The organism is Photobacterium andalusiense (genome assembly GCF_900185625.1).
Taxonomy (GTDB): Bacteria; Pseudomonadota; Gammaproteobacteria; order Enterobacterales; family Vibrionaceae; genus Photobacterium; species Photobacterium aquimaris.
The window spans coordinates 74,319-100,701 of sequence record NZ_FYAJ01000003.1 but is presented as its reverse complement, the minus strand read 5'-3'; the positions used below and the strand labels follow the sequence as shown (position 1 = coordinate 100,701).

General features: G+C 36.3%; 27 protein-coding genes. 17 read left to right on the top strand and 10 right to left on the bottom strand.

Going from position 1 to position 26,383, the window contains the following annotated elements; genetic code table 11:
* Positions 1-6: 6 nt before the first annotated feature.
* The 3 genes from PAND9192_RS09590 to PAND9192_RS09580 form a co-directional block, all read right to left on the bottom strand.
* Positions 7-1,986 carry a flavohemoglobin expression-modulating QEGLA motif protein gene (locus tag PAND9192_RS09590; RefSeq protein WP_087853622.1) on the bottom strand — a complete coding sequence of 660 codons (1,980 nt, stop codon included), beginning with the start codon at positions 1,984-1,986 and terminating at the stop codon, positions 7-9.
* On the bottom strand, positions 1,973-2,998 hold the full coding sequence (gene gshB / locus PAND9192_RS09585; RefSeq protein WP_060996757.1) for a glutathione synthase: 1,026 nt from the start codon (positions 2,996-2,998) through the stop codon (positions 1,973-1,975). The genes PAND9192_RS09590 and gshB overlap by 14 nt, the downstream gene beginning before the upstream one ends.
* Positions 2,999-3,123: 125 nt before the next feature.
* Complete coding sequence (locus tag PAND9192_RS09580; protein WP_060996756.1) at positions 3,124-3,480, bottom strand: MaoP family protein; 357 nt, start codon at positions 3,478-3,480, stop codon at positions 3,124-3,126.
* Between the two features lie 221 nt (positions 3,481-3,701).
* Here PAND9192_RS09580 and hdfR point away from each other — a divergent pair, with 221 nt between their 5' ends.
* Together hdfR and PAND9192_RS20810 are read left to right on the top strand one after the other, a co-directional pair.
* Positions 3,702-4,562: an HTH-type transcriptional regulator HdfR gene (gene hdfR, locus PAND9192_RS09575; protein WP_087853621.1), complete on the top strand. Its 861-nt coding sequence runs from the start codon at positions 3,702-3,704 to the stop codon at positions 4,560-4,562.
* Positions 4,563-4,788: 226 nt separating this feature from the next.
* The gene (locus tag PAND9192_RS20810; RefSeq protein WP_162840651.1) at positions 4,789-4,953 is read left to right on the top strand and encodes a hypothetical protein; all 165 of its coding nucleotides are present in this window, start codon (positions 4,789-4,791) and stop codon (positions 4,951-4,953) included.
* Positions 4,954-5,084: 131 nt separating this feature from the next.
* Here the strand turns inward: PAND9192_RS20810 and PAND9192_RS09570 are convergent, their stop codons facing one another.
* Positions 5,085-5,540: an exoribonuclease R gene (locus PAND9192_RS09570; protein ID WP_087853620.1), complete on the bottom strand. Its 456-nt coding sequence runs from the start codon at positions 5,538-5,540 to the stop codon at positions 5,085-5,087.
* 293 nt (positions 5,541-5,833) lie between these two features.
* On the opposite strand from PAND9192_RS09570, the gene mrcB reads away from it, so the two are divergent.
* Together mrcB and PAND9192_RS09560 are read left to right on the top strand one after the other, a co-directional pair.
* Positions 5,834-8,152 (top strand): penicillin-binding protein 1B, encoded by a 2,319-nt coding sequence (gene mrcB, locus PAND9192_RS09565; protein ID WP_087853619.1) that lies wholly within the window; start codon positions 5,834-5,836, stop codon positions 8,150-8,152.
* Between the two features lie 118 nt (positions 8,153-8,270).
* The gene (locus tag PAND9192_RS09560; RefSeq protein WP_087853618.1) at positions 8,271-8,822 is read left to right on the top strand and encodes an NUDIX hydrolase; all 552 of its coding nucleotides are present in this window, start codon (positions 8,271-8,273) and stop codon (positions 8,820-8,822) included.
* A 46-nt stretch (positions 8,823-8,868) separates the two neighbouring features.
* On the opposite strand, the gene PAND9192_RS09555 is transcribed toward PAND9192_RS09560, so the two are convergent.
* The gene (locus tag PAND9192_RS09555) at positions 8,869-9,285 is read right to left on the bottom strand and encodes an META domain-containing protein (protein WP_087853617.1); all 417 of its coding nucleotides are present in this window, start codon (positions 9,283-9,285) and stop codon (positions 8,869-8,871) included.
* A 330-nt stretch (positions 9,286-9,615) separates the two neighbouring features.
* Between PAND9192_RS09555 and PAND9192_RS09550 the strand changes: the two genes are divergently transcribed.
* The 4 genes from PAND9192_RS09550 to PAND9192_RS09535 all read left to right on the top strand — a co-directional run bounded on the left by PAND9192_RS09550 (position 9,616) and on the right by PAND9192_RS09535 (position 11,677).
* Positions 9,616-9,831, top strand: a complete 216-nt coding sequence (locus PAND9192_RS09550) for a DUF3820 family protein (protein WP_087853616.1) — start codon at positions 9,616-9,618, stop codon at positions 9,829-9,831.
* Positions 9,832-9,845: 14 nt separating this feature from the next.
* The gene (locus tag PAND9192_RS09545) at positions 9,846-10,385 is read left to right on the top strand and encodes a leucine-rich repeat domain-containing protein (protein ID WP_234999057.1); all 540 of its coding nucleotides are present in this window, start codon (positions 9,846-9,848) and stop codon (positions 10,383-10,385) included.
* A gap of 1 nt (position 10,386) precedes the next feature.
* The gene (gloA2, locus tag PAND9192_RS09540; RefSeq protein WP_087853615.1) at positions 10,387-10,770 is read left to right on the top strand and encodes an SMU1112c/YaeR family gloxylase I-like metalloprotein; all 384 of its coding nucleotides are present in this window, start codon (positions 10,387-10,389) and stop codon (positions 10,768-10,770) included.
* Positions 10,771-10,885: 115 nt separating this feature from the next.
* The gene (locus tag PAND9192_RS09535) at positions 10,886-11,677 is read left to right on the top strand and encodes a ParA family protein (protein WP_087853614.1); all 792 of its coding nucleotides are present in this window, start codon (positions 10,886-10,888) and stop codon (positions 11,675-11,677) included.
* A 47-nt stretch (positions 11,678-11,724) separates the two neighbouring features.
* On the opposite strand, the gene PAND9192_RS09530 is transcribed toward PAND9192_RS09535, so the two are convergent.
* Positions 11,725-12,570 carry a mechanosensitive ion channel family protein gene (locus tag PAND9192_RS09530; RefSeq protein ID WP_087853613.1) on the bottom strand — a complete coding sequence of 282 codons (846 nt, stop codon included), beginning with the start codon at positions 12,568-12,570 and terminating at the stop codon, positions 11,725-11,727.
* A 301-nt stretch (positions 12,571-12,871) separates the two neighbouring features.
* Between PAND9192_RS09530 and PAND9192_RS09525 the strand changes: the two genes are divergently transcribed.
* Both PAND9192_RS09525 and PAND9192_RS09520 read left to right on the top strand, forming a co-directional pair.
* Positions 12,872-14,791: a DUF4832 domain-containing protein gene (locus PAND9192_RS09525; protein WP_087853612.1), complete on the top strand. Its 1,920-nt coding sequence runs from the start codon at positions 12,872-12,874 to the stop codon at positions 14,789-14,791.
* Between the two features lie 125 nt (positions 14,792-14,916).
* The gene (locus tag PAND9192_RS09520) at positions 14,917-15,444 is read left to right on the top strand and encodes a rhodanese-like domain-containing protein (RefSeq protein ID WP_087853611.1); all 528 of its coding nucleotides are present in this window, start codon (positions 14,917-14,919) and stop codon (positions 15,442-15,444) included.
* Between the two features lie 74 nt (positions 15,445-15,518).
* Here the strand turns inward: PAND9192_RS09520 and PAND9192_RS09515 are convergent, their stop codons facing one another.
* Complete coding sequence (locus PAND9192_RS09515) at positions 15,519-15,941, bottom strand: DUF3010 family protein (RefSeq protein ID WP_060996745.1); 423 nt, start codon at positions 15,939-15,941, stop codon at positions 15,519-15,521.
* A gap of 298 nt (positions 15,942-16,239) precedes the next feature.
* Between PAND9192_RS09515 and PAND9192_RS09510 the strand changes: the two genes are divergently transcribed.
* Positions 16,240-19,134, top strand: coding sequence for a M16 family metallopeptidase (locus tag PAND9192_RS09510; RefSeq protein ID WP_144018097.1), 2,895 nt, complete (start codon positions 16,240-16,242; stop codon positions 19,132-19,134).
* A gap of 188 nt (positions 19,135-19,322) precedes the next feature.
* The gene (locus PAND9192_RS20805) at positions 19,323-19,460 is read left to right on the top strand and encodes a hypothetical protein (RefSeq protein WP_200817809.1); all 138 of its coding nucleotides are present in this window, start codon (positions 19,323-19,325) and stop codon (positions 19,458-19,460) included.
* Between the two features lie 59 nt (positions 19,461-19,519).
* On the opposite strand, the gene PAND9192_RS09505 is transcribed toward PAND9192_RS20805, so the two are convergent.
* Both PAND9192_RS09505 and PAND9192_RS09500 read right to left on the bottom strand, forming a co-directional pair.
* Positions 19,520-19,870, bottom strand: coding sequence for a hypothetical protein (locus PAND9192_RS09505; protein ID WP_087853609.1), 351 nt, complete (start codon positions 19,868-19,870; stop codon positions 19,520-19,522).
* A 148-nt stretch (positions 19,871-20,018) separates the two neighbouring features.
* Positions 20,019-20,357, bottom strand: a complete 339-nt coding sequence (locus tag PAND9192_RS09500) for a cytosolic protein (RefSeq protein WP_087853608.1) — start codon at positions 20,355-20,357, stop codon at positions 20,019-20,021.
* Positions 20,358-20,568: 211 nt separating this feature from the next.
* On the opposite strand from PAND9192_RS09500, the gene PAND9192_RS09495 reads away from it, so the two are divergent.
* Entirely contained in the window at positions 20,569-21,576 is a 1,008-nt protein-coding gene (locus tag PAND9192_RS09495; protein ID WP_087853607.1) for a transposase, read from the top strand.
* A gap of 684 nt (positions 21,577-22,260) precedes the next feature.
* Positions 22,261-23,640, top strand: coding sequence for a D-alanyl-D-alanine carboxypeptidase family protein (locus PAND9192_RS09490; RefSeq protein ID WP_087853606.1), 1,380 nt, complete (start codon positions 22,261-22,263; stop codon positions 23,638-23,640).
* A 126-nt stretch (positions 23,641-23,766) separates the two neighbouring features.
* On the opposite strand, the gene PAND9192_RS09485 is transcribed toward PAND9192_RS09490, so the two are convergent.
* Positions 23,767-24,273, bottom strand: coding sequence for a M48 family metallopeptidase (locus tag PAND9192_RS09485; protein WP_087853605.1), 507 nt, complete (start codon positions 24,271-24,273; stop codon positions 23,767-23,769).
* 121 nt (positions 24,274-24,394) lie between these two features.
* Between PAND9192_RS09485 and PAND9192_RS09480 the strand changes: the two genes are divergently transcribed.
* The 3 genes from PAND9192_RS09480 to PAND9192_RS09470 all read left to right on the top strand — a co-directional run bounded on the left by PAND9192_RS09480 (position 24,395) and on the right by PAND9192_RS09470 (position 26,119).
* Entirely contained in the window at positions 24,395-24,844 is a 450-nt protein-coding gene (locus PAND9192_RS09480; RefSeq protein WP_087853604.1) for a methyltransferase family protein, read from the top strand.
* Between the two features lie 117 nt (positions 24,845-24,961).
* Positions 24,962-25,495, top strand: coding sequence for a molybdopterin adenylyltransferase (gene mog / locus PAND9192_RS09475; protein WP_087853603.1), 534 nt, complete (start codon positions 24,962-24,964; stop codon positions 25,493-25,495).
* A 348-nt stretch (positions 25,496-25,843) separates the two neighbouring features.
* Positions 25,844-26,119, top strand: a complete 276-nt coding sequence (locus tag PAND9192_RS09470; protein ID WP_087853602.1) for a molybdenum cofactor biosynthesis protein — start codon at positions 25,844-25,846, stop codon at positions 26,117-26,119.
* Positions 26,120-26,383: the final 264 nt, after the last annotated feature.

Here is a 26,383-nt window from a genome sequence, read left to right as displayed (position 1 = left end):
TCAGTATTAACGAATGGAGTTCAGCATAAAGTCCATTACTGGATCGATGTCAGCTTCAATCGAAAGTGCTTTTGGCATAAAACTTGGTGTTTTTAGAATGCCGCGCTCAATTAATTCATCAAGTAATGGTTTAAATTCAAACCCTGTTTTACCGATGAATAACGAAGTTAAGTCTTCCGTTTTATACGCCTGAATAGCATCTTTTAAGCCACGTAGGTAGAGGAAGTCTTTAGTAAAACCGCCACCACGATAAGCACGTGCTGTAATAGTAAACGCTTCGTCATCACACATAGCATAATCATGACGTAGGCTATTAAAACAGTCGTTAAAGCTATCACCATTAACCATCATTTCTACAGCGACTACGCGTAACGCCAATGTTTTAAGGCGATGTAGCGGGAAACTGCCAGATAAGTGTTCACATAAAATTGCTAGGCCTTCTTGAGTGTGGGTGTTACCCGGTAAGCCTAATTGCAAAATTTTAAGTGGTTGTCTTTCAGCATTGACTGAAGTAACAAGGTGTACACCTAATTCATGATGGATCAATGCATCTAGATCACCTTGAGTAAAGCGACTATTTGGATTGACCTTGATAACCTTACCGCTCACCATCGCTCGTGCTATTAATTGCTTTGATGCAACCACTTTACAAGGGATGTCATATTCAGCAGCAGCAACTTTAAAAGCTTCTATTGCCTCTTTAGCACTGATATTCGCAGGTTGCTGTTCTTTATATTCACACGCATGCAAAATAAATTTAGCGTTGGCAATATCACGTTCATCTGGCTGACCGTAATAACGCAATGAATTATATAAAAATTCATCAGTACCAATACTGCATAATAGATCAATACGCACAGCAAGTTGATCGATGACTTTACGGTACATTTTCTGTACGTCAGCATCACGGATCGTTTCAACCGGTAAGCGATAGAGTTGCTCACGGAATTTATACGGATCTAAATCCAATTGACGGTAAGTAAACTGTGGTTGATAGCTGTATGGTTTACTTAAAAAACGTCTTTTTTCTTGCTTAAGGTTAGTTGGATTAATATAGCTAAGGGTATTAATGCCTCGCGCTATTTTATACAACTGACGGTCAAGGTTAATTACTTCTTTAGAAAGATTTGATGCAAGTACATCGCTACCTGTTAGCCCTTTGGCTTTGGTACGCTTGGTGATCGTGAACGCTGCATGTTCTGTGATCACTGTCTTCATCGATTCTTTCAATTTTTCAATAACAAGAGGGTAGGCTTCACCACCTTCTTCGTTCATGAAAATCTTTTTGACCTCAATCGGCATAATTAAGGTATTTTTGAAGTGTTGTTTAATAAAAGCAGCTTGGTAGCCAAGGCCTTTAAAAATATCATTTTCCAGTGCAATAACGTCAATGTTAGGCAGCTCAACACTGTTAAGCCCTTCTAGCAGAACATCAATTTCTTTGCGCCAGCGACGACGATTAACCTGCATGGTACCAACATTGAAAGTTGGTGTTGCAGTATCAACACGTTGGTAATTATACGAATGAATATCGTAAATTAAACATAAACCAAATTGCAGCTCTAATGTTTCAACTAAGCACTGTAGGATGCGATAGTAACTCTGGTGTTTAGCCAAGGTTATTTCACGCTCAGCATCGCTAAGCGGCGCTATCCAAACATTTTTTCCCCATGCATCATCGTAAATGCAGTTTTCAGGTGCACGGTTGAGATCATACTCATAGCGAGAATCTTCACCTTGCAACACAATTGGCAATGAAGAGATGAAATCACCAGTAAAGGGATCTTCTTCAAAATAACGTTCTTCTTCTGTCAACGCACATTGCGTTTGCAATGATTGACGCAGATTGTGGCCGTTATGGACTGCTGTTGCTATGTAGGGCTGATATTCACTAATGCGAATCATCAAACTACCATCATCAAGGTGTGCTTCAAATGGCGTAAGACTACGAATCTTATCTAAAATTTCTAACTCAGTAAGCTGCATCTGCAATTACCTTCCGAAAATCATTTTTGCGGGCAATGCCAACTTCTTTAGCGATCACCACACTTTCTACAAAATCAAGCACATTACGCTGAAGTTTTACGCGATTTAAACGGTTGATACGCGTAATACCGCCAGGGCTTAGTACATTAACTTCCACTAATTTACCGTTAATAACATCTAAACCAACGAAGTAAAGACCATCGCGCACCAATTTCGGTCCAATGTGCTTACAAAGTGCTAATTCTTGTTTGGTTAAAACGTGTTTTACTTCGCGACCGCCAGCATGAATATTTGAGCGTACATCGCCTTCTGCTGGAATACGACGCATCGCACCAATAGGTTCGCCATTTAGTAGCATAATACGCACGTCACCTTGTTCTGCACCTTCAATGTAGTCTTGCAGAATAACGTAGTTCTGATCGTCACCGATGTAGAAATCAAGCAGTGATTTCACACTTGATTTGGCACTTTTTTCAATCAAGATTACGCCTTTGCCGCCGTAACCGTTTAATGGCTTCAGGATCATACGATCTTGCGGAGACTCATCAAGAACACGTTCAAGGTAATCACGGTTTTTAGATACATGAGTAACAGGAATAAATTCTTTGTTTGGATCGGGTAATGACGCAGTATAAAGTTTGTTATTTGCGACACGTAGACCATCAATATCGTTAACGATAAAGGTATGGTCACGCACTGAATCAAGGAAGTTCAATGCCATGGTATCTAATGGTGGGTTAGCACGCATAAAAATAACGTCAAAGCCCGCAAGTGGTAACTCGGCGTTATTAAATTCAGCTTTACGGTAGAAGCTTGGAATATTGTTTGAGACTTCACCTTTTTTTAATACGTTACAGAAAGCAATTGCCATACTGTCGCGCATGGTTAAGTTACTCGGTGTTGTGATTGCAACCGTGTGACCGCGGCTTGCGGCTTCATGAATCAAACGTAAAGTAGAATCGTTTTCTGCTTCAACGCGTTCCCACGGATACATAACAAAACAAATTTTCATAGCTATACCAAAAAGAGGCCTGTTAAATTTTTACAGGCTAATATAAAGAAATAAGCCATCACACTAAGTGGGATGGCTTCATTTTATTGGCGATTGTTTTGAAAAATCCGTTTTAAAAGTGAAAACTAATAATCGAGATCGTTATCAGTACCACTATCGCTATCATCATCATCACCGTATGAGCCGGTTGTATGAGCGCGTTGTGAAACACATAATGTATAACTACGTGTTTTATGACTGGTATGGTTTAGGTATTTAATCCAGCATTTTCCAAACTCAGACACGGCTTGTTGTTGACCTTGTACTTCAGCTAAAAACTGAACTTCAGAGTCATCAATAGGTTGTGTTGTTCCGTCAAAAAGTGCTCGCATAGAACGTCCATAGTTTTCTAATACGCTGGTTTCACTAATAGTAAAAACCCCAGAACGGTTAAAGCCGCGTGGGAAGTTTTTATCGTCGTAAAATTTACCTTCACTTCTCATTCATAAAGTCCTTGATGTGATTTGAGCTGATATTTATCCAGACTTGCAAGGTTGTAAATCAATTATTTTTTATTGTTAAGATGAAAATATTTGATTAATATTCAGCGCTAATAGGTTGTACTATTTCGCGGAATATAAACATTGAATCAATTCGCGATATAATGACTTATATATACCGTTATTTTTCTATTTAACCTACTCTTATTATTGAGAATTTTGCCGTGGATACCGAATTACTTAAAACGTTCTTGGAAGTTACCAAAACACGTCACTTTGGTCGTGCTGCCGATAACTTATATTTGACGCAATCAGCAGTCAGTTTTCGTATTCGCCAACTTGAGTCACAATTAGGTAATCCATTATTTTCTCGCCAACGCGGAAATGTGCACCTTACCGCCGCTGGTGAACGTTTGCAGCCTTATGCTGAAGCTATTTTGCAAACTTGGGGACGAGCAAAACAAGATGTAGCCTTAACCGATAGCTTAAATACGCAATTGACGATTGGTGCATCACCGTTATTTTGGGAATTTGATGGTATTTCTGCTTGGATTAATCGTATTTACGCGACAGTGCCAGGACTTGCTTTACGTTTAGAATCCGTTAAACGAGAAGGAATGGCAAAACGGTTGTTTGATAAAAGTATTGATTTGTTTATTACCAGTGAGCCGCCAAAAATTGAAAACTTACATGTTCAAAAAGTACGCGACTATCAATTACAGTTAGTGTCTAATCAACCACACTGTAATGTACATAGTGTGCGTGATATGCCACTTATTTATCTTGATTGGGGGACACGATTCTCAGTCGAGCATAGTCGTATCCCTGAGTTACAGCGTACGCCAGTATTACATACCCATTCTTGTAAGATGGCGCTTGATTATATTCTTTCCAATGGCGGCGTCGGCTATTTCCCTTCACCAGTAGTTGCAAAAAGTGCTGCGTTAGGCGAATTGTATGTTGTTGAAGACGCACCAATTATGGAGCAGAGCTTATATGTGGTTTGGCGTGAAGCTAACGATAAGGAAGCATTAATTAATGCAATTATCGATGTACCATTCAAGAATGTGATCGAAAGCATTTGATTGAAACAATTTGTTGTTACCAGCAAAATAACTTGTTGTACGGAAGTGAATTCCTGAATTAGTCTAAGAAAAAATGCTACTGGGGTAAGAAACAATGAACTATGGACCGGATTGTCTGTCATGTTTTTTACATTAACTTAGTACTGTTTTGTCACAATAGAACATTACAATTGCCAGTGTTCTATTTTAATAATTATCTACTCTGGATGTAGTTCAGGAAACGCAAATGGCTAAGTTAAACCAAAAATTTCACAAAGGCAGCAAATCAAAATTCAATTCTGAGTTTGGAGATGATTTTCAGGATTTAGATCTGCAATCTCGTGGTAAGAAGAAACGTCGTGTGACACGTTCGCGTTTCGATAGTCCGGAGTATAGCGATTTCGATTATTAATAGTGATGTGCATTTCACGATAAAGATCGGCAATTAAGTATTAAAAAAGGCGTACCTAGATGGGTACGCCTTTTTGTTATCTAACTATCACAGTGTATAAGCTGTGGTAACAAACGATAATGATAGGCTCGTTACGATTGACTTTTTTGTTCACTTAACGTGGCATAACGGTGTAATAATTCAGTTAATACACTGACCCAGCCAAATGCATTATCTGGTGCGTTAGTAAGAATTTTTTCAACTTCTGCACAATGCTGCTCTAGAGTGACTGCTTCTTCAAGCTGAAAAGAAATAGCATAAAAATGCCATAACAATAAGCGGATCATGCGCTCGCTGTTTTGTTGAGCATTATCAGAATCAGAAAATGCAATATTCACTTCCCCTAATGCAATCGCCGTCATTCGTAGCATCGCATCAAATTGGGTTGATTTTAAACGTTCTTCGCTGTCAATTTCTTCTTGATCAAAGGTAAATATTTCCTGCATCACATCTTCTGGTACCATACGACCGATTACGCGAAGGCTAAATTCTTCTAATTCATGTCGCGGCATGGTTAAAAGGCAGTTTAAAGTGTAATCACGTTGCATATAATTTCTCGCAGATACCACGACGCTGATCTGGATTGATCATCGCCGAATAAATAAAGAAGCGTATTTTGGAGTATTTATACCCAAAAGGCTAATAAAACCCAAGCTGATAGATTAACTTCAAAATATCTGACAACGTGATGACAACCAAAATTACATATTAAGTTATAGTAATTCTATTTTAAAATCAGTGTGCAGACACTGGTATCATTGAGCGAATGCTTTACCAATATACGTTGGCTGCCACAGAGATATAACGTGGTAATGACGAACTTATTACATTGAACAGGCTTATGACGTCAAATAATCAACAATCACCCCCTCAAGCACCCCAAATAAAGAAAAAACGTAGTGTTATTGTACGTGCCTTAATTGGTGCGACATTAGTTGGTACTGCGGGTATGGCTTATTTAGGTTACGACTTAAACCAACAAATTAGTGCTAAGTTTGCAGGCCAGTTATGGCAGTTACCTTCAGTTGTCTATGCACGTGAGATGGCATTACAGCCTGGTGCGCCAATAACTTACAATACGTTGGTGAATGAACTTAAAGTTTTAGGTTATCAAAAAGTGGCTAAGCCAGATCAGAGCGGCGAGTATGCAGCTAATGGTTGGAAAGTTGATTTTGTCCGTCGACCATTTAACTTTAAGGAAGGGCCTGAAGGCGCGCGTCATGTTTCAGTGTCATTTAATAATGACAGTATAACTCGCATCATGGATTTAGATTCTAATAAAGAACTTGGCTTTTTACACATTGATCCAAAGATGCTAGGTATGCTTGAAGCACATTCAGATGAGCAACGTATTTATTTACCTGAAGATAAAATGCCGAAGCTACTCGTTGCGGGTTTAATCGATACTGAAGATCGCCATTTTTATGAGCATGATGGTATTTCTTTAGTGGGTATTGCGCGAGCATTTATTGCCAATATTAAAGCCGGCCATACCGTTCAAGGCGGTAGTACGCTAACGCAACAGTTAGCGAAAAATATGTTTTTAAGTAGTCAGCGTACATTTTGGCGTAAATTTAAAGAAGCTTACATGGCGATTATCATTGATACCCGTTATGGCAAGCAAGAAGTACTTGATGCTTATATGAACCAAGTTTATCTGGCTCAGTTTGGTGGCCATGGCATACATGGTTTTGCTTTAGCATCACGTTATTATTTTGATCGTCCGTTATCAGAGTTACGAGTTGATCAATTAGCATTGTTAATTGGTATGGTAAAAGGGCCAACATATTATAATCCTTGGCGTCATCCAGAGCGTGCTAAAGACCGTCGAAATATCGTATTAGAATTAATGAATAAAGACGGTGAGATTAGTGATAAAGCTTATCAAGCTGCAATTAAACTGCCGTTAGATATTCAGAAAAAAGGCCAATTGGCGAAACGTCAACCTGCCTATTTTGATCAAATTAAAGCAGAACTAGAGCAAAAAGCAGGCGCTGCGTTTGAAGCTGGTAAAGGTTTACGCATATTTACCTCACTTGATCCTCAATCACAAAAATTGGCTGAAGCTGCAGTGGCTAAAGTGATGCCTGAGGTACAAAAACGTGCTGGTAAAGATTTACAAACGGCAGTAGTGATTGTTGATCGCACTACCGGTGAAATCCGCGCCATGATTGGCGGTGATAAACCAGGATTTGCAGGTTATAACCGTGCAATTAATGCTCAGCGCCAAGTTGGTTCAGTTATTAAGCCAGCGTTATACCTTTCTGCATTAGAAGATCCGGCACGATTTAGTTTAGCGAGTTCATTAAAGGATCAGCCGTTATCAATTAAGATGCATGATGGTGCTACATGGAGTCCACGTAATTACGATCGTAAATACCGTGGTGAGGTGCCATTATTTGTCGCATTGGCTAAATCGTATAATGTGCCAACGGTTAATTTAGGTATGGCGGTCGGTGTTGATAAAGTAACAGATACACTGACGAAATTAGGGATTCCACGTGATGATATTCCTCAAGTGCCGTCATTATTCCTAGGTTCAATCACATTGTCACCGTTAGATGTTGCTCAAATGTACCAAGGAATTGGTAATGAAGGTTATTTAGCGCCATTAACAGCTTTAAATGCTGTGGTTGATGAAAACGGCAAGGTGCTATATCAAAACTGGCCCAAAGCAGCTGAAGTTGTGCCACCACAGGCTGCATGGTTAACAATGTTTGCACTGCAAGATACGGTTAAATTTGGTACTGCTCATTCACTGAATAAATTGTTCCCTAATACCCATTTAGCAGGTAAAACGGGTACTACCAATAATGGTCGCGATAGTTGGTATGTAGGTATTGATGGCCGTGAAGTGGTCACTGTTTGGATGGGGCGTGATGATAATAAGAGTACTCACCTAACAGGCGCAAGTGGCGCGTTACGTCTTTATACTGATTATATTCAGCACCGTAAACCTGAACCATTATTGTTACGTCAGCCAGCAAATATTGAAGCTGAAAATTATAAAATAGCCGCTGATGGTGAATACATTCCAAGCTGTACTGGTAACACAAGAATGCCTATTTGGGATCCGCATGGTGATCTTAGACAGAATTGTCAGGCAGAAAAAGTGAAGCATAAAGTTGAAGGATTCTTCAATAAATTGTTTAACTGGTAACTAAGTACTTACTATCTTTAAGCCTCCTATAATGGAGGCTTTTTTATACCGATTAGATTCGTTTTATAATGGCTAATTGGGTAGAATATTCGTCTGAAATTTAAATGAGTAAACCGTAATGCGTTTTTTAACATCGTCAGTTCATGCTGATTTAATCAATACCGATCTTCACTCACCGACATTAACGATATATCACCGTCAAGCAACACGTGCAATTGTACTCAATGGTGACAATATTTTGATGTTATATACTGCCCGTTATGATGACTATACCTTACCTGGTGGCGGTATTGATGCTGGTGAAGATCAGCGGCAAGGATTAATTCGAGAATTAGAAGAAGAAACGGGAGCGACTAATATTCATGATATTGAACCATTTGGTTTATATGAAGAATTTCGACCTTGGTATAAACCTGAACATGATATCGTCCACATGGAATCGTTTTGTTATGTATGCAAAATTGATCCGCAATTAGGGCAAACACGGTTAGAAGATTATGAGCAGAAAAATGGTATGAAGCCAGTATGGATCAATATTTATGCTGCAATAGCCCATAATGAAAAGACCATGCAAGGTTCTGATAAAAAAGGGATGTCGATTGAGAGAGAAACCTTTTTATTGAAGCGTATTGTAGCTGAATTATTAGTAACACCTACAATGCAACCATAAAAAAAGCCACAATAATCATAGTATTATTGTGGACGAGAGTAGGGTGTTATTTATTGATGATGCGCTTAAAAGTAACAGTGTGGTTATCTGAACTTAAGATCAAAGTATTATTGTTGACTAAAAATTTAGATGGTCCTATCAGCATTTGCTTTACAAAGCCATCAACCGTCGCTTGTTCATTTTGAATACACATCTTTTGAGTTGATACTAAATTTTTAGTGGTGAGATCTTGAGTTGTGAGACGTATTTTACCTGTTAACGTATTACAACCAGTGTAGCTAACATTAAGATTTTTATTAATCTGTAGTTTTGGTTTAGTCGCCAAAGTATCGACAGGTTGGGTATAACCATCGATTGAACTCACTGTCCATGTATTAACAAGATCCGCTGCATTTTTAGGTGAGCTTGCACAACCCGTTAATATGGTTGCAATAAATAGTGTAGTTAGTAGCGTTTTTCTCATGGATATTCTCTTAATCTTATATGTGATTTTACTTTAAGGTGTTGAGATTTAAGTGTTGGTAATCAGTAGATAGGTAGAGTTACAAAAAGCGTTAATTGATTACCAATCATATCCGTTTGGTACCAGTGAAAAAACGGACACTAAGTGTGACAAAGATCTCGAAAAATGTAAATGTTCAGTTGTTAAATTATAGATTATTAATCGAGTAATTTTTTACGGATACATGCTATTTTTCACATCATAAATTATGCTATATGCGTATCAGTCCGAGGTTTGTCATTTTTGTAACGACAGCCATAAATAAGTGCTCAATCTCATTGGTGGACAACTATGTTTCAAAAACAACATCTTATTCAATTAGCAAATATGAAAATGCCATTTGGTAAATATGCAGGCCGAGTGCTCATTGATTTACCAGATGAATATTTATTATGGCTTCAAAAGAAAGGTTTTCCAGAAGGGCAGTTAGGGATATTAATGGCACTAGCATTAGAGTTTAAAATCGAAGGGTTAGAATCAGTTATTCGTCCACTACGACAAGATTAATAAAGGAATGAAGAGTGAATAATCACCGTATATGGTCAGGCATGGTTGCCATTATCATTGGATTGCTACTGACAGGGTGTGCGCAACAAGTGCGACCAACACTGACATCGCTAACATTTATTGATCCCAATTTTAAACGTTGTGTATTTGCACAAGGTAAAAAAAATATCGATCAAATCACAACATTAAAATGTAGTCATTTTAATATTCGAGATGCACGAGAAGTACGCTATTTAACTCATTTAACAACATTAGATTTGTCATCAAATCAATTAACCTTTGTTGATATTAGTCATAATCCAAAATTGCAGGTGCTAAGTGTTGAACACAATAAATTAGCCTATTTAAATATTAGCCATAATCGACAATTGAAGATTGTTAATGTCAGTTTTAATCGCTTAAAAACATTAGACGTTAGCCATAATCCTTTACTGACCTACTTAAATTATGGTGATACATTAATTAAACACGTTGATATTAGTCATAATCCTCATTTGATGACACCTTTTAAGATGATCAATGTACCAAACGGTCCCACAATAACGGTAGAGTAATATGTTAAAAGCCATTCACCATGTCGCGATTATTTGTAGTGATTACGCACGTTCAAAAGCGTTTTATTCGCAGTTATTACAACTAGAAATTATTTGTGAAACCTATCGTGAAGATCGTAATTCGTATAAATTAGATCTAAAATTGCCTGATAATACTCAAATAGAATTATTTTCATTTAATGGTGCGCCTCTGCGTCTAAGTTACCCTGAAGCTCAAGGTTTACGTCATTTAGCTTTTGCTGTTGATGATCTGGCGCTGACAGTCGATTATCTGCAACAGAATGGGGTGGAGGTTGAACCGATTCGTATTGATGATTTAACCGATAAAGCGTTTACTTTTTTTAGTGATCCAGATGGATTGCCATTAGAGTTGTATCAGGTTTAATAAATAATACGCTAACTGTATATACAATATGGATTCAAATGATATCTTTAACTAACAACTATATGCATGAGTGTGTATAGTTGTTGATAGTTATCGATGATCAGGGATGAAATTAATGCGTAGGATTATTTTTAATCAAAAGGGTGGAGTAGGTAAATCAAGTATTACTGTTAATTTAGCCGCAATCAGTGCAGCTAAAGGCTATAAGACATTAGTGATTGATCTTGATGTTCAAGGAAATAGTAGTGCTTATTTAGGGGTTGATATTAATCAGCCTAATGATAAAACTATGGCTGAAGTTTTAAACCAAACCGCATCATGGTTTGCGGTTTCGACACCTATTAGCCATTATCCTCAACCAACAGCTTACGATAATTTATTTATTATTCCTTCTAGTCCAAAACTTGATAAATTAGAAATTGAACTAGAACGGCGTTATAAAATATATAAACTCCGTGATGTACTCGATGCGTTAGAGAATGATTTTGATCGGGTTTATATTGATACGCCACCTAATTTAAATTTTTATACCAAGTCGGGTTTAATCGCAGCGCATAAGCTTCTTATTCCTTTTGATTGTGATAATTTCTCTCAGCAAGCGTTAATCAAAGTAATGGATAATTTAGCAGAGTTACGTGATGATCATAATCGTGATTTAGAGCTAGAAGGGATTGTGGTTAATATGTTTAACGCACAAGCAAAGTTTCCTCGGCAGATTATTGAAGAGATTAAAACTCTTGGTTTTCCTGTTCTGACGCCTTATTTACCGCAATCTATCAAAATGAAAGAATCACATTATCAACAGCGACCAATGCTACATTTGGATCCTAAGCATAAGTTAACTGAACAATTTATTGCGTTATATGATGGTCTTGAAGCTGCTGTAGCAATCAATACCAATATATAGTTGAAGAGTAAATTTAATGGTAATTCGCGTTGAATTACCATTAATAATTATATGGCTGCTGCTGGAAAAGTACGTTCATATTCTTCCATGAAATCACGACGAATATCCTGTTCAAGATGAGTTGCACGCTCTGTTGGACAGAAAATCATAAAATGAACGATTTGTTCGCCAGTTGTTGAGCTACTGATATGGACATGCGGTTCTGAACCTGGAAGATCGACGCCTGCATGTTTTTCAATCACACTATTATAACGGCGAGCGACGTCAATAAAATCTTCACTGTGATGATCAATCTTAGCAATAATTGTCGGTAATAAAGGATAGAGGTTAACAAAGTCTCTGACGACGATAGAAAAGTTATGGTAGACATAGCGTTTCATAAAATTGAGATTTTTTACAGGGTAAGTAAAAAACATACTATTAGGTAACGTCGCTGTTTTTCCTGTGTAATGGTATTGTCCATGGTGGAGATCTATCTCTTGAATAACGGTTGCCATCATATTATGTTCAATTACTTCACCGCATATTTTTCCGACTTCGATCCAATCACCAATCCGAAAAGAGCGTGAGCTGGCACGTTGTATTGAACCAGTAAAACAAAGAATGATTTCTTTTGAAGCAACAACAATAGCAACAGCAATTGCTGTTACTGACAGTGCAAATTCATTAATTTCTGAGCGCCATAATAGAAATAGCACCACGAGTGTTAGAATAAAGGTACCGTTTTTAGTACGAGACATCCATTTTCGCTGTGTTTCTGTAACGAAAAACTCATCACCACGTACTTGAGATAGGATAAGACGTCGAACAATAGCGATAAATGCTATAATTAATACGGTAAAAAGAAGTTTATTCATCAATAAATAGGTGAATATTTCAGTTATTATATCCATGAATCCCTTTATATGTATGGTTTTAATGTATCAATATAACAAAAGTATCATGTTTTTACGATTAAAATTAGTAATAAAATTATTTTTTGAGGCTATCTGCTTTATATATTCATAATGGTTGTCTTTGATAACATAGAGGTATTTTTGTAAATTTATAAAGTTTTATATTAATTTATCTTTTATACTTCGGTTTTTTATATCAAATAATTAGTGTTAGTGTTTTAATTATTTGTTTTATTAATATAATAGCGCGCTAAATACAATCATTGTTTATTGTTCCCACTTATTTATAGAGCGCGTGATGAGTTCAACATTACTTTCATTTTTAATTGCTTCGTCTGTATTAAATCCTACTGTTAATAATAATCATACACATGAATTAAATGTAGATAATAATTTAACAATTGTTACCCCCAAGACAAGTAACAAAGTATTAACCAATCCTGGTATTGGTTTTACAGAATTACAACGCGTTGTGAGTAATGATCCTGAAAATCCGTTTTATGAAGATAAGCCTGTCCCATCTTATCCAGATACCAGTACCATGTATTATCGTTGGTATTGGGATCAATTAACAACGGCAACCGATCCGCAGTTAAATAAAAAAATGCTTGAGGAAAAAATTGATAGTGTTTTAAAAGTTGCTGCAACGGTAAATAAAAAAGTAGTGATTCGTTTTATGGCATTGCGTGGTAAAGATGATCCTATTTATGATGCCGATGTGAATAAAGACAGCAGTGGAATTCCTTGCTGGTTAGTTCAAGAATTATATGGTCATGGTTTACATGGTACTAGCTGTCATCTATCAGATGAAGAGGCAGTAAGTATGTTTAAAAATCCGTGGTTTATTTATCGTATGAAGCAATTTCTTGATGCTTTAGGTAAACGCTATGATAATAATAAGACATTATTACGTATTGATATGGGAATGGTTGGAACCTGGGGTGAATGGAACCTATCAGGTTATGCTCCATCAACAAGTCAGAGTGTAGGTTTAACCGATAATGGCTATACATTACATGATTTAGAGCCTTATATTAATGAGTTATCTCATGCTTTTCCACATACGCCAAAAACGATGTTAGGTACTAATAAAGGTGATTTTCTTAGTTATGCTACGAGCCGTGGTTTTGGTTGGCGAGTTGATTGTCTTGGTGATTGGGGCAAAGGTTGGAGTGAGATGCAAGATGGCTATCCTGGATTGATTGCTCATGCATCAGATATAAAAAAAAATGCCACACCTGATGTTGAGTTTAATCAACGTTGGAAAAAATCGGCTGTAGATTTCGAAATTTGTCAAAACGCACTTCAAGATTGGAGTTATATTACTAACCCATTACATCTTACTTATGATCAAGTTCAGCAAACATTTGATTTTGCACTAAAACAGCATGCATCGTTGATTAATGCTAAATCTCATCCTATTCCTGAAATATACCAACCTTTGATTACAGATTTTTTAAATAAATTAGGATATAGATATCAGCTTAATGAAATTAGTTATAATCAGAATATTTCTCAAAATGGAACCTTAACTATTAATAGCCAGTGGCAAAATTTAGGTGTTGCGCCAAGTTATACCAATTATCCCGTAACATGGCGACTACGCACAGCAGACGGTAATATTGTTGGTTATTATACTTCTAAGGCTGATATTAAAAACTGGTTACCTGCCGATGATTTTGAAGATAAATCTCCGATATATAAAGTATCAGATCATTTCAAACTTGGAAGTCAAATAGTAAAAGGCCAATATTTTCTTGATGTAGGATTAGTTGAGAAGAATACCCATATAGCTAAAGTGTTATTAGCAAATGATACCAAAATGACAACAGACAATGGTCAATACTATGTTGCTATTAATAAAAATGATGATGATGAAATTGATCATCAATACGTACCGGATAACAATGGCCAATACGTACCAGATAGTCGCGGTCAATATGTACCAGACAACCGTGGTCAATATGTACCAGATAATAGTGGTCAATATGTATCGAATAAGTACAATCAATATGTTCTAAATAGTCGAAGTCATGATACGCAAGATAAAAAAAATAATAGTGTCGAGAATTATATTAATAACTATGGTGTGTATTTACAGCATCACAATGTTAAGTACATGATGTATTTTTATTTGGATGGAAAAAGTCAACAATATATCCAACAACAAAATAATATCGGTCGCTGGCATGAAATAGCAACTGTTAATGTGATTTAGCTTTTGTGTGAAATAGACAAATTGATATAGTTTTATTAGATGATTATTAATTGTTTTATTAACATATATAAAGCATTAAAATCTATAGCATACTGTCATTATTCAATACAATTAGGGATGTAATAATGCATATATTTACTGATAGAAAACATATCATTATTGATACTCGTTCAGAAGAAGAGTTCATTGAACATCATATTGACAACAGTGTTTTTGTTGGTTTTCATGGTGCAGGATTTAAATATTGGTTAGAGCTTCTATTACCAGATAAAAATATTGATATTGAAGTAATTTGTGATGAGCAATATTGTCAAAAAATTGTATCAACCATAACTAGTTTGGGGTACACAAACGTTTCTGTGATGACGAATGTAATGGAAGCTGCTCCATTGGTGACTATACCATCGTTATCAAATGTGGATCACAAGGTGTTAGATTTACGCCAGAGTGATGAATCTCAAATGGATAGTGACTATTTACCTGTGACTGAAATTATTCAAGGCAAGCCTCAGTATAGTGAATCACCTTACATTGCGCACAGTGATAAAAGTTATCGTTCTTTAATTGCTGTTTCACTATTGAAATTATTGGGATTCTGTAAATTAATATATGTTGATAAGCATGAGCTAGAACAACAAAAAAAATTAAAATAATCAGAATGAGTTTGATGAGATAAAACAGAAGTGCATAAAAACACTTCTGTTTTTTTATTGGTTTTATTCGTTAATTAACGACCAAGAAATGCATAACCAGTTGTAAATGCAGCTTCCTGGAATTGACGTAAACCTGTTGCACGGAAATCAATTGCCATAGGGTTGCGCTTTAATTTCTCTTTGATGTCAGCATTAGACATGAAGTTAACATCAAGACCATCAATTAATTGAATAGCTGATTCAAGCTTGAAGCCGACAGAGCTTCCTGCAAATTTTCCGCGTGTTTCGCGAGTTCGGATCACTACTTTTTCAACTTTGTAGTCATCAAGTAGTTTCTTAAATGCAAATTGGAAATCTCTCATTTTTTGGTTATCAAGAGAATTATCCATGATGAACTTCTGAGTACGACACTCTGGAATGCCGATCATTCCGCCATCTAAAGTTAATAGGCAAATAATAGCTTCATTGCTGCGTAGTTCAACTGAACAAATTTTCATGTTTATACCTGAATCATAATATTTTGGTCGTTATTGTAGGCTAAAAAGCGATTAGCTGTTAGTGCCGATTGCATTTTTATCGTTGTTTGAGTTAGCGCGGTCTAATGAGTAAGCCTTCGTAAACACCAATTTAAGCATGTGACTAAAATGAATAACATCAGTAGGTGCAATTTTTTGTAATGATGCGCGTTGCATGATTTTATGATGAACTTCATCGCAAAAATCAAATTATTTGAAGATTACTAAAAAAGTAATATGAATAATTGTTATAGGGTATTTAACATGTGAAGAGGTAATAGTGGCAATATTTAATGATTGTTTAAGCATAATATCAGTTCTTTTTTGTAGAAAGAATAGTGTTGATACAGTAGAGCTAGATTCAGTTAGTAATGATATGCTGCCTTCCGTGAAGCAAGCAATCATGCACTTAGGGCTATTATTGATAGTCATGGTTGTTTCAAGTAATGCAAGAGCCGACAGTAATCATTCATTATTACCTCAAGATCCAGCTTGGATCACTGGTAAACTCATTACGGGGTTTACGTACCATATATTGCCAGTTGATGAGCAAAGTGATCGAATACAGTTATACCTACGCATTAAAGCTGGCTCTGTGCAAGAAACAGAACAGCAACAAGGTTATGCTCATCTGCTTGAGCATATGGCTTTTAATGGCACCAAAAATTTTCCTAAAAATAAAATCATAAGACTCTTTGAGCAAGCAGGTTTAGTGTTTGGTCGTGATCTTAATGCATTTACGAGTTTTGATAATACAGTCTATCAATTAAGTATTCCTACAGGTAATGAGCTATTATTAAAACAAGTTTTGCAATATTTAGCTGATATAAGCTATCAGATAAATTTAAATCAAGCTGAAATAACGAAAGAAAAAGGCGTTGTTCAAGGTGAAATTTATGCTCGCGCCAACTTATTAGATAATCCTTATATCGCATATATGGATAATTTCGGTGAAGGGACTAAATATCAATACCAGAAAATAGTAGGTACAGTAAATAGCATAGAGAAAGCCACACAAGCCGGCCTTAAAGCATATTATAATAGCTGGTATCACCCTGAAAATATTGAACTTTTAATTGTGGGTAATGTAAAAGAAAATACTACAGTTCAGTTAATTAATGAATATTTTTTAGCGTTTAAAGGCGATCATCAATTACAGCTAAAACAGCCACAACGCATACCTAGCTTCAAGCAAACTCCTTTTACAGTCGCGAGTCCACAGATAAAAGTAGAAACCTCATCATTGGTATTTAATTTGCCTGATTATAAATATAAAACCTACCATGATGATTATAAAAATAGATTAATTATTTTTGTAAACCAACTGCTCAATTATCGTTTAACACGAAGTAATGAGTTAAAAAAAACACCCTATAATCACGCATTTTCTTATATAGGTACACCTAATGATGGCGGCAATAAGTGGGTTTATTCATTGGGTGTTAATCATGATAACTCTTTTAACAATAGAAGCGGAGCAATAAACTTTTTAGCAAGTGAAGCTGCAAGATTACAACAATATGGTTTCACAAATGAAGAGTTTAAGCAGCAAAAAGCGTTATTAGCATCACAGATAAAAAACGCCAATATTGATTATAGAAATAAAAAATCAGTAGATATCATCAATGAAGCGTTAAATTCATTAATGCACAATAAAACCAATATTTCTCCATCTTTAAATAATATTTTAGCTAATGAGTTTTTAGCTAAAATACGCTTAGATGAGATTAATAGTTTTACGAGTGAAACACTAGTTAAACCACAATTTAGCGCATTTTATACCCAAGGATCAGGGACGCAAGATACCGTCAAAATTATTGCTGACATTCAGCAGACTTTTTTGACGAAGCAGAGTCTACCTAATGATAATTTAGTCATTGCGAGTAAAGCATTAATCGCCAACTTACCAGCTGTAGGCAAAATAGTTAAGAGTAGTGAACATCCTCAATATTATATGCAAGAGTTACATTTAGATAATGGTGTCGCAGCTTTATTACAGCCTGATTCTAGTGCTAATGGAAAAGTGTATTTAGAATTTTCAGCACCAGGGGGCATTACAGCGCTTGATCCTAAAAGTAGAGCAGCAGCTGTTGCGCTTACAGATATATATTTGAACAGTGGCTTGGCTGAGATGACAGGTCAGCAAACAGCCCAATTATTTCAACTCAATAATACTCAGTTAACGCCTTATATTAGTAATACCACGCAAGGCTTCACTATTGAAACGGCGGCAGACAAATTAGAGTTTGCGATGTCGAGCATTTATGCCGCAATGTTAAACGGAAAAATTGATGACACCGTGTTTAAGCATGTTAAGCAATCAATGATTCAATGGACGAGAAATAATGATCCAAACTTTCAGTCTATAACCAAAGGAGATTTGTTTTCACATAACCCTTATGAAGGTAAGTTATCACTTAAACAGTTATATGATCTTGATAAAGACAAAGTTGAAGCTGTATATAAGCAGTTATTTGGTCATGCAAATGGTTATAAATTAACTTTAATTGGTGATTTTGAGCCGTTGCAAGCTAAAGCTTTAATAGCAAAATACATAGGCAGCTTACCTAAAGGTAAAAAACACCAATATACAATTAAAAAACAACCCGTTTTAAATAAGAAGGTTAGTTTAAAAAGGGAAATTAATAAATTAAATCGTGCTGATCTAGTCTTTGATTTTATCTTTGAGGCCACTGAACCTAATATTAAGGATATATACGCATCAGATCTTATATCTAGGGTCTTACAGAGAAAAATGGTTAACAATGTTAGAGAAGAACTATCACTGACTTATTCGCCTAATGCTTGGTGTGGCTTTGCAACACCAGGAAGTAATTATGCTCGATGTCAGATTAATGTAGTAACTGATAAAAAAGATGCTGATAAAGGCGTTGAGGCGGTAGAACTTGCTCTCAAAGATCTTTATCAAACTGGAGTCTCACAGTCTGAGTTAGATGAGCATAAAAAAGCGTTAGTTTTAGCGATGCTTGATAATGATAAATTTCCGCAACAACGGGCGTGGTTTGTTCACCGAGATTTTATTAATGGTTTTCCTATTGGTTCGGTATTAGAGCCGCAAGCAGTAGTTGACGAGATTGATAAAGCTTATATTGACTTACTAATAAACCGTTATCTAAAAGATGCAGGGCAAGTTACTTTAACTGTATTACCATAGCGGTGTTTTAGTTAAATAAGGAATATAACACTAGAAAATAGTTCCATGTTTTTATATTCACGACGTTTTTAATCAGTGTTATCTCATCGATAATAGTGAAATAGGGAAGGGAATAATCACATTTGTTCTGTTTTTCTTTACGGCACTTTTTAGCAAACTAAGTATAGTTTCTATAGAGGAGAGTCAGTATGACTACAACCAATGTGATGTCGCAGTTTTTCCTTCAACGTCTTAATGATACTGAAAATAAAGAAGAATATGATGCAATAGTCAAAATGCTAACATTATGTAATTGGGTTCCACGAGCTAAAGATGAAGCGCAATAAGCGTGCAGTAAAAAAGCAGCCAATAAAGAACGCTATTGGCTGTTTAAATATTATTCGTGTTAGCTACGCTTAGCTGGAGTGTATGAGCGACCTGCAGCTTGGTATGTTTCTTTATCGTTAATTTCAAATGTAGTGTAGAAGAACCATGCGATAAAACGCATTAATTCATCATTAGCATTCATTACCCACTCGGCAAACTCTTCTTCTTCACCTTGGTCGTTTTCTTGAGTGAAAACGTGGTAAATACGCTGTTGTCCATCGATTTCAGCAACACTAAAGTGACCAATCATTGCTGCTGCTGTTTCTGCAATTTCAGGTTCTTCATTATCTTTTAATGCATTTAGGATCGCTGAAACGCTATCGAGCTCTGCTAATTTTTTTACTAAAATCTCAAATTCTTCTTGTTGCATGATGTTGTCTCTTCATTTTACATATAATGGCTATGATAACCTCATTCGTAAATAGAACCAAAATGTTCGATTAGTGTGAGGTAAAAACGAAGATAAAATTCAAGTTTTTCTTTGCTAATGCTTTTTATCTCACGTTACTGAATAATTTTCAGTCCATGCGAGTAATAAAGGTTTGCTCGTCATCCACAAAAGCCACAAAGCTACCGTGATAGATAAACACTCGACCACGACCTTCAACTACGCAAGCAAGTTGTGGACTCAAATCTTGTTGATTATTTTGAGATTGAAATATACCTGTATCGGTGATTACGCCGCTAAGTGTCGGCAAATATCCATAACTGCGCTTAGCTTGATCTATTAGACTCAATTCGCTGGCAGTAGAGAAGTAACTGGGGATTGCACCGGCATCTTCGACAAATAAAGATTTCAGTTCTTCAAAAGCGGTGATCACCAACCAGTCGATGTCGTTAACGTGATGGATAAACATAGAGTTTCTCGATAATTCTGATGCACAGATTCTATCACTATTAGAGGTCGAATTGGGGAAGAACATAGCAAGGAAGAAGAACATAGCAAGGAAGAAGAACATAGGACAGCCATATCCTTGCACATTAACCAAAGAACATAGGACAGCCATATCCTTGCACATTAACCATGAGCTACTACAGTTAAAATTCAAGTTGCTTATGGTTTAACTAATGACAATCTCAAGACGAAAATTGATCGAACCTCAAATCACGCCGTTTTATCATGTGATTAACCGCTGTGTACGACGGGCGTATTTGTGTGGCGATGATCCACATAATGGTAAAAATTATCAGCATCGTCGAGGTTGGATAGTAAATAAAATCAAACAATTAGCTACTATTTTTTGCATTGATGTTTGTGCTTATGCGGTGATGAGTAACCATTATCATTTAGTGCTGAAAATAGATATCGAGCAACAACAAAAATTAACCCCAGAAGCTGTAATATCACGTTGGTTACAGTTATTTAATGGTCATCCTATTGCGGTCGATTTCTTAAAAGAAGGGCAAGTAGGTGCTGAAAAACAACAGGCGTTATTAAATTTAGTGGAGGAATGGCAACAACGATTAGGCAGTATTAGTTGGTTTATGCGCTGTCTTAATGAAGAAATTGCCCGCAAAGCCAATAAAGAAGACCAATGTAAAGGCGTGTTTTGGGAGGGACGGTTTAAGTCTCAAGCATTGTTGGATGAAAAAGCACTACTATCTTGCATGATGTATGTTGATTTAAACCCTGTTAGAGCTGGCGTTACACAGTCACTAGAACTGTCGGATTTTACCTCGATTCAACAGCGTATTCGTGAATACCAGCAACTGAAAACCTCTGCTAAACAATCACCATCAAATAAAGCACACATCCAATTATTACCCTTTGTTGGCGCTGAACATCAGGCAAAAAAAGCCGGAATAAACTTTGCGTTTGCAGATTATCTCGAACTAATTGATTGGACTGGTCGCTGTATTCGTAATGATAAAAAAGGTTTTATAGCACCTAACCAACCAAAGATTTTACAACAATTGGGAATAGCAGCAGATGCTTGGCTTGATCATAGTGAACAGTTTATGGAACGTTATGCCAATGTGAGTGGTAAATGGTCACGAATGTGTGCCTTTAAACAGCATACTGGTGGACAGTGGTGCAAAGGAAAGTTGGCGAGTTACCAGTTACATCCCAATTAGTTATTAATTATAAATAAACAATACCGCAACAAGCACTAGGAGTGTGGATTTTGTCGATCTTGAAATAGAGTAACAGCGCTGATTTAAGTAATAATGTCAAATAATTAGCGGAAATTGATTGCCCTTGCGGGTCTTCATTGTAGAGAATAATGAACAATAGCGTAATACGTAACATGAGTGGCGATTTATTTCAGGCGTTAGCATAGTCGATGTGCTAACGTTTTTTTGTTTTGAGGAAATCTATTTAAGTAAATATATGGCTGTCCAATGTTCTTCCTGTCAAAAAGAATTACTTGCCGAATATTCTGTAGCATAAACATCATAACTGTTCAGGTTTCCATAATGGATCTACTGGTAAGATGGAAATAGACAATATACAAGAGGCTGTAACCCACATGAGGTTTTAACGACTCGCTGAGAAAGCAGGACTTAAGCACCATCATTTAGTTATAGCTGTCAACGGGATTTAAGTTACATGCGCGTAATGATAGAGACATCATTATAGAAATACGACTTGTAACTAAAGTCATTGTAACGCTGATCAAGAACGGAAAAGCACTCACCATTTTTGTGGTAGTGATAGATAGACTCTGCAGGGCATTAATTACTCTGTGAAGTTAGTATCTTATCTAGTTGCTTTTTTATATCGCACTTTTAGTAAATAACTGTAAATTAAATACTCTTATGACAATAATCAAACAGCTTTCTTTAGCAGCAACCATCGCTGCATTATTTACCTCCAGTACAGTATTTGCTACACCTAGCAATGATGCAACGAACACTATGCCTAATAGTGATTACTTCGCGGCAACGCAATACAAAGCAGCTCAAGCGCCACTCAATAGCTTCGGTGCTATCGATGTAAAAACCAGTATTCCAGAAAATATACAAGTGCCTTCTGCACCCGTAGAAGCTGGTGGTAATAATGGGATCCCTGAAACGCTGGTGCAAAAATGGACTCAGGCAGGAGTATTCTCGCCTCAAGTTGAAGCACGCGCTTTCATTTTAATGGATGCTAACACCGGACAGATTATTGCCGCTAACGATGCCAACATGCGTATGGCACCAGCTAGCACTACCAAGTTAATGCTAATGTATATTGTTGAGCAAAAACTGGCCGCTGGTGTAATTTCACTAGACTCAAAAGTACAAGTTCCAGAAGTGGCATGGCGTACTGGTGGTTCAAGAATGTTTTTAAAGCCTGGCTCTTTTGTGTCTGTGAAAGATCTTATCTCAGGTATGCTTGTTGAATCGGGTAATGATGCTGCTGTTACTTTGGCAAATTACATCGCAGGTTCTCAATCTTCATTCGTTTCGATGATGAACGCGACTGCTGTTAAGCTCGGTATGCACAATACCCACTTCACAACTGTCATGGGCTTGCCAGCGCCAGCACATTTCTCAACCGCTTATGATCTTGGGCTGCTCGGACAGCACATCATGAACGATTACCCTCAATATTTTCATTTTTTCAGTCAAAAGTATTTTGAATACAACCATATCCGTCAACCAAATTTCAATCGCTTATTGTTCACTTACCAATATGCGACAGGCATGAAAACAGGCAGTACAGAAGCTGCGGGATACTCACTGGTAAGTTCAGCTGAGATACCAAATAACCCAATGAAGTTGGTTGGTGTTGTTCTTGGCACAAAATCGCTGAATGATGTTGCTGCTCAAAGTAAGGCACTATTCAATTACGGCTTTCACTTCTTTAAACAAGACACACTATATTCAGCAAACAGCAAACTGTCTGAACAAAAGGTTTGGGGAGGACAACAAAATACGGTCTCTTTAGGTCTTGAGAAGCCATTAACCATGGTTCTTCCTTCCAGTGTTGATGAGAAAGGTCTGATAACTACGCTTCAAATTGAACGCGATATCAAAGCACCGGTTGATAAGGGAGAAAAATTAGGTGAAATTACCGTAACCTATAAAGACAAAGTTATTCAATCGAAGCCACTTGTCGCGCTCAACAGTGTTCAACAAGGCGGCTGGTTCACTCGAACTTGGGCAAGTATTTCACTGTATTTCCATAACTTGCTTGCACCTTATGGTCTGTAAAATTTAAAACAATCGCAACAGCTATCATACTAATAAAGCCAATACTCTTAGTCGAAAGTGAATAAGGTATTGGCTTTTGCTGCTGAGAGAATGGCAAACCCAACGCTCTTGATAGTTTACAATAGACTAATTATATATTGGCCCAATCAGATCTAAATAGGTGAGATATAAACGCATGTCTAGTTCTAACTGATGATAATTAGGCTCCATATGACAGCAGAGTTGATAAAATGCTTTGTTGTGATCTTTTTCTCTCAAGTGCGCAAGCTCATGCACCACAATCATCCGTAAAAAAGGTAAGGGTGCTTGTTTAAATACCGTTGCAATTCTAATTTCATGCTTAGCTTTAATCTTATTGCCATGGACACGTGAAATGAATGTGTGTAGGCCAAGTGCATGATTGATCACATTAATTTTATTGTCGTAGCCAACTTTACTGATGGGAGCTGATTTTTTTAAATATTGGTTTTTCAGTTCAATCACATAATCGTATAACGCTTTTTCTGTTTTAATCGTATGCGGTGTCGGATAACGGTTAAGTAATAATGTCTTAAGTTGATCTTTTTCTATTAACTGTTGAACCTGATCAACAAGGTGAGGCGGATAACCTTGAATATATTTAAGCTGTTGCATAACCAATGTGACTCTTAACCAAAAGGTTTATGCTATAAGCTGGTAACTATCGAGGCAACCTTATTATTAGTTAATATGCGCTCAATAGTGGTTATATTCAGGCAATAATTAAGGATAAATTATGCTGTCTTTGAAAGTCCCTCCCCCTGTACTGGCTATAATTGCGTTATTGCTGATATATGGCTGTGTATTATTTATTCCTGTATGGCAATTTGAACCTGTTTGGATCGTCGCAATATTGTTAGTGGTTATTGCTATTTTTATTGGGTCATTGTCAATGTCAGTATTTGCCAACATTAACACCACTATCAGTCCTTTTACACCACAAGCAACCACTCAGTTAGTGACCACTGGAATATACCAATATAGCCGTAATCCTATGTATTTAAGTTTGTTGTTATTGCTTATTGCTGCGGCATTTATTGGGGGAGAATTATCAGCAGCTATAGTGGTGATTGCTTTTATAATAACGATTAATCAATTTCAGATTAAGCCGGAGGAAAAGGTACTATTACAGTTGTTTGGGGATGATTATCGCCGCTATTGTCAGCATGTTAGGCGTTGGTTATGAATACAGGTATTATTAATGTTTACCATCTTACTGATTTGTATACACTGTTTAGCCATTAATAATGCTATAAATGTTATGCTTAGCGGTAATATTGTGTTTAAACAAATGAGGTAACACATGAGTAAGGCAAAAATTGGTATTGTAACAGTGAGCGATCGTGCAAGTGCTGGTGTTTATGAAGATATCTCAGGACAAGCAATCATTGATACGCTAAATGATTATCTTACATCAGAGTGGGAGCCTATTTATCAAGTTATTCCTGATGAGCAAGACGTGATTGAGAGTACTTTAATTGATATGGCTGATAATCAAAATTGTAGTTTGATTGTTACCACTGGCGGAACGGGACCAGCTAAACGCGATGTAACACCTGAAGCGACAGAGGCTGTTTGTGATCGTATGATGCCAGGTTTTGGTGAGTTAATGCGTGCAGAATCGCTAAAATTTGTACCTACAGCTATTTTATCTCGTCAAACAGCAGGACTTCGTGGTGATAGTTTAATTATCAATTTACCAGGTAAGCCTAAATCTATTCGTGAATGTTTAGATGCAGTATTTCCAGCAGTACCTTACTGTCTTGATTTGATGGATGGTCCATTTCTTGTATGTGATGAAAGTGTAATTAAACCATTTCGTCCAAAGCAAAAATAAAATAGGCAAAAATAAAAAAGCGACAATCTTTTGTCGCTTTTTTATATCCGTTATATTACTTGTTCTTTATTTAGAATGAATAATTTGAATCAAGGTCACAAAATAAGAAATAAGTTATTAATATATACAGTGTTCAATAATTCTAATTTAGTAGCAGCCCGCCATTATTTGTTTTTTTTATTTGTTTTCAAATGGTTATATTTTTAAATAAAATGAACCTATATTTTGAGTAAATTGTTGAGCCGTCTATTTATATCCTTGGTGAATTGTTTTTTTCCGTTATTTGTAATATTCTCATGCGGAGTTTTACTTTTAGTCGCAGATAAGTGTTATAGCGTGAGTTCAAATATGGATGTTAAACAAAGTTGGGGTTTTATTTCTATCTCTCTAGGTGTGATTTCTCTTTTATGGGGAATGGTTTCATTGAGTGGTATGGTTGGTCAGGAACATGTTTTTACTGAAATGGGCTCATTTCTAACCATGACAGGATCTGATTTGTACAATAATACTTATGCTGAAAATATATTAGCAGCTGAGCGCCACAAAAACTTTGTCGTGTTATTAGTAGGTATTATAATGGCAGTTATTGGCTCGCTATTAATGAAAAATCGTTTGTTTAAGTAATAAATAATAATTCAGTCATGTTTGTTGTTTAATAAATGTGGCTGATACTCATAAAAAACGTTAATTTTTTTTTACTTTTTGATTTTATTTATTATATTCATTCTCGCCCTGTAATATTATATATAATCTAATTCTTCTATTATCTAAAAATTGTTCTATAAAATCGTCCTCTTTGATATTAATACCATAATTATCGTATGTTTCTTTTGAATTCATTTTGTTTTTTGCACACTTTAATTGAACGGTGTTCAATATTAGCCTGGT